This window comes from Cetobacterium sp. (assembly GCF_048470075.1).
Lineage (GTDB): Bacteria > Fusobacteriota > Fusobacteriia > Fusobacteriales > Fusobacteriaceae > Cetobacterium_A.
In genome coordinates this window covers 1-3,927 of sequence record NZ_DBGBQB010000088.1, presented here as the reverse complement: position 1 = coordinate 3,927, position 3,927 = coordinate 1, and the positions used below count along the sequence as shown (strand labels likewise).

Annotated in this window: 3 protein-coding genes; all 3 read left to right on the top strand. The window is 30.6% G+C overall.

Annotated features, from left to right (window positions below; genetic code table 11):
• Positions 1–18: 18 nt before the first annotated feature.
• Genes ACMOUI_RS03350 through ACMOUI_RS03340 form a run of 3 tightly spaced genes read left to right on the top strand, consistent with a single transcriptional unit; the run spans position 19 to position 3,822 of the window.
• Positions 19–345: a nucleotidyltransferase family protein gene (locus ACMOUI_RS03350; RefSeq protein WP_418964332.1), complete on the top strand. Its 327-nt coding sequence runs from the start codon at positions 19–21 to the stop codon at positions 343–345.
• Entirely contained in the window at positions 338–715 is a 378-nt protein-coding gene (locus ACMOUI_RS03345; protein ID WP_418964331.1) for a DUF86 domain-containing protein, read from the top strand. Before ACMOUI_RS03350 ends, ACMOUI_RS03345 begins: the two co-directional genes overlap by 8 nt.
• Before the next feature lie 14 nt (positions 716–729).
• Complete coding sequence (locus ACMOUI_RS03340; RefSeq protein WP_418964330.1) at positions 730–3,822, top strand: type I restriction endonuclease subunit R; 3,093 nt, start codon at positions 730–732, stop codon at positions 3,820–3,822.
• Positions 3,823–3,927: the final 105 nt, after the last annotated feature.

Sequence of the window (3,927 nt, the reverse complement as noted above, 5' to 3'; positions counted from 1 at the left end):
TTATTATGAGGTGATAAAATGATAGTTAATAAAGAAAGTATTTTATCTGTTTTAAAAGCGTTGGATAAAGAAAAATATTCAATTTTAGAAATTGGATTATTTGGAAGTTATGCTAGGGAAGAAGAAACTGATAGTAGTGATATAGATATAATTGTAAAAATAGAATTTAAAAAAGGCATGTATAGAAATTTTTGTGCTTTGCAAGAGGAGTTAGAAAATACTTTTGGAAAAAAAGTAGACTTAGTTGAAAAAAGTGTTTTTGATTATAAGTTTAAAAACCCAGATGTAAAAGATTATAAAGAAAAGGTAAAAGAAGAAATACTAGGAAGTGTGATATATGTCTAAAGCCAAAAGAAATATAATACAGTTTACTTATGACATTGAAGAGTTTATTGAGTATATTCAAGAAGAGATGCTAAATAAGTCATTTAACGATTTTGCTCTAGATAAAAAAAGTATTGGGTATATAGAAAGACAATTAGAAAAAATAGGAGAAGCTGTCACTCAAATACAAAAGTTGGATAAAGATATTTTAACTAAAATTTATAATAATAAAAGTTACTGGAAAGGAATAAAAGGAGTTAGAAATAGATTAATACATGAATATTGGGGAACTAGTATTCAAATGATTTATGAAATTTCTGTAGACGAAATGGATGAATTATTAGATTACATAAAACAAATAAGAGCGTTGGAAAAGAGTCAAATAAGTTAGTAGTGGGGGTAGCAATGAATTTTACAGAGGATGAATTAGAAGCAGCCTATCTTGAAATATTAGAATCTTTGGGATGGGAATGTATTGATGGTAGAAAACTAGAAAGAGATGACTATCATTCAGTAGTATTAGAAGAGAGTTTAAGAGAAGCAGTTTATAATATAAATAAAAATATGCCATCTTCAGCTAAAGAGGAAGCTATTAGAAAAGTAATACTGCTTTCACATCCTAACTTGATTAGAAGTAATGAAGAGTTTCATAATATGCTAGTCAATGGAGTGGATGTAGGAGAGTATCAAGACAAAGATGGGAACAAACGTTCTGGTGGAAAAATATATTTAGTAGATTTTAAAAATATTAAAAAAAATGAGTTTCAAGCTGTAAATCAATTTACAATAGTGGGAAAATCTAAACGTAGACCAGATATAATACTATTTATCAATGGACTACCTCTTGTAGTTATAGAGTTAAAATCTCTAAGTAATGACAATGTAGGTATAAAAGAGGCTTATACTCAAATTGAAAGATACAAATATGAGATTACAGATCTTTTTAAATATAACTCTTTTATCGTTATAAGTGATGGAGTTAATGCAAAAGCTGGAACTATATCATCAAATGAAGAGAGATATATGAGCTTTAGAAGTATTGATGGAGTTACAATAGCAGATACAAACTCTTTAATGATGGAAGTTTTAACTCGTGGAATGTTATCTAAGGAAAGAGTATTAGAATTAACTCACGACTATATCTTGTTTCTTCAAAGTAAAAATGAAAAGATAAAGATATTAGCTCAGTATCACCAGTTCTTTGCCATAAAAAAAGCACTGGAAAAGACAGCAGATGCTCGTAGTAATGATGGAAAAATCGGTGTCGTTTGGCATACTCAAGGTAGTGGAAAATCTCTAACTATGACATTTTATACGGGACAACTTATGAAAAAGTTTAACAATCCAACAGTTATAGTTTTAACTGATAGAAATGATTTGGATAATCAACTTTTTGGAACGTTCTCAAAAGCTCAAAGTTATCTAATAGAGACACCAAAACAAGCAGATGATAAAGATAGACTAAAAGAACTACTAAATGTAAGTAGTGGTGGAATAATATTCTCTACAATTCAGAAGTTCGCTCCTAAAACTGGAGAGATTGTAGAAGCTATTAGTACTAGAAATGACATATATATTATAGCTGATGAGGCTCATAGATCACAGTATGGATTAGATGCTAAAATGGATGCAGATGGAAACAGTAAATACGGGTACGCTAAACATATTCGTGATGCACTTCCCAATGCAAATTATATTGGATTTACAGGAACTCCCATAGACTTTGATGATAAATCTACAACTGCTGTATTTGGTGACTATATAGATACTTACGATATGACAAGAGCTGTTGAAGATGGAGCTACTGTTAAAATCTATTATGAAAATAGATTTATAAAGCTAGACATTCCATATCCTGTTTTATCTGAACTTGATGGTGAGTTTGAAGAGATTATGGAAGGTCAAGAGAAAATGACTGTTGAACGTACTAAAAAAGATATTACAAAAATGGAAGCTATTATCGGTTCTCAAAATAGAATAAGAACTTTGGCAGAGGATTTTATAGAACATTGGGAGATGAGAAGAAATAATGCTTTTGGAAAATGTATGATAGTAGCTATGTCTCGTAAAATATGTGTGGATTTATATAACGAGATTGTAAGTTTAAGACCAGAGTGGCACAATGAAGATAAGACTAAGGGAAAAATAAAAGTTGTTATGACAAGTGATATTAGTAAAGATCCTATGGAGTTTAAGCAGCACTTTACTACAAAGCAGGAAAGAGAAGAGCTTGCTAATAGAATGAAAGATGACAGTGATGAGTTAGAGATTGTTATAGTTCGTGATATGTGGCTAACAGGGTTTGACGTTCCATCAATGCATACTATGTATATTGATAAACCTATGGTTGGGCATAACTTAATGCAAGCTATTGCAAGGGTAAATAGAGTATACAAAGATAAAACTGGTGGTTTAGTTGTAGACTATATTGGAATAGGAGATGCACTTAAAAAAGCACTAAGACAATATACACCAAATGATCAAAAGACAACTGGAGTAGATACAGAAAAAGCTGTAGCTCTTATGATTGAACACTATGAGATTGTAAAAGAGATATTCCATCACTTTGATTATTCAAAATATAAAAGCAGTAGTGCTTTAGATAGAGCTAGAGTTATTATAGAGGGTATGGATTACATTTTAGGTTTTGAAAATGATGAACCTGGAATTAAGAAAAGATTTATTGATAATGTTTTAGCATTGGCTAAAGCTCATTCTCTATGTATAACAACTCGTGATGGACAGGCTTTAAATGATGAGATAAGTTATTTTAAAGCTGTTAAAGCTAGTGTTATTAAATTAGAAACTGAGGATAAAGGAGATAATCCTAAAAAACTAACTCAGGCTCAGATAAATGAAAAAATAGCTTCACTTATGGCTAAGACGATTATATCTGAAGATGTTATAGATGTTTATTCACAGTTAGGACTTGATAATCCAGATATATCTATTCTTTCAGATGAGTTTTTAAAAGAGGTTGAGAAGATAAAGTATAAGAATTTAGCTGTTGAGATGTTAAGAAAACTAATAGAGGGTAAGATTAAATACTCTAGCAGAAAAAATCTAGTGGTAGCTGAAAAGTTTTCAGAAAGACTTCAAAAGGCTATGAGTTCTTATAGAAATAAGGCTTTAACAAGTTTAGAGATAATGGAAGAACTTATAAAGATGGCTAAGGAGTTTATGGAGACTCATAAAGAGGGTGACTCACTTGGTTTAACAGAGGATGAGGTAGCTTTCTATGATGCTTTAACTCGAGATGAAAAAGTAAAAGAGATGTTAGGTGATGATATACTGGTACAGATAACAAAAGAGCTGACAGAGACTATTAGAAAAAATATGACTATAGATTGGTATGATAAAGAGAGTGTACAAGCTCAAATGAGAAGATCTATAAGAAGGCTTCTTAAAAAGTATGGTTATCCTCCAGAGGATACAGAGGATGCAACAGAACTTGTGTTAAAACAAGCTAAGGTGATGTGTGAAGAGAGTATTGTATAATTATAGCTAATAGGAGGAGATAGATATAAACATTGTTGAACGATTTCATTCTAAAAATATATTATTTACTTTGCATTATCATGGAATCAATGATATGGTTACCAC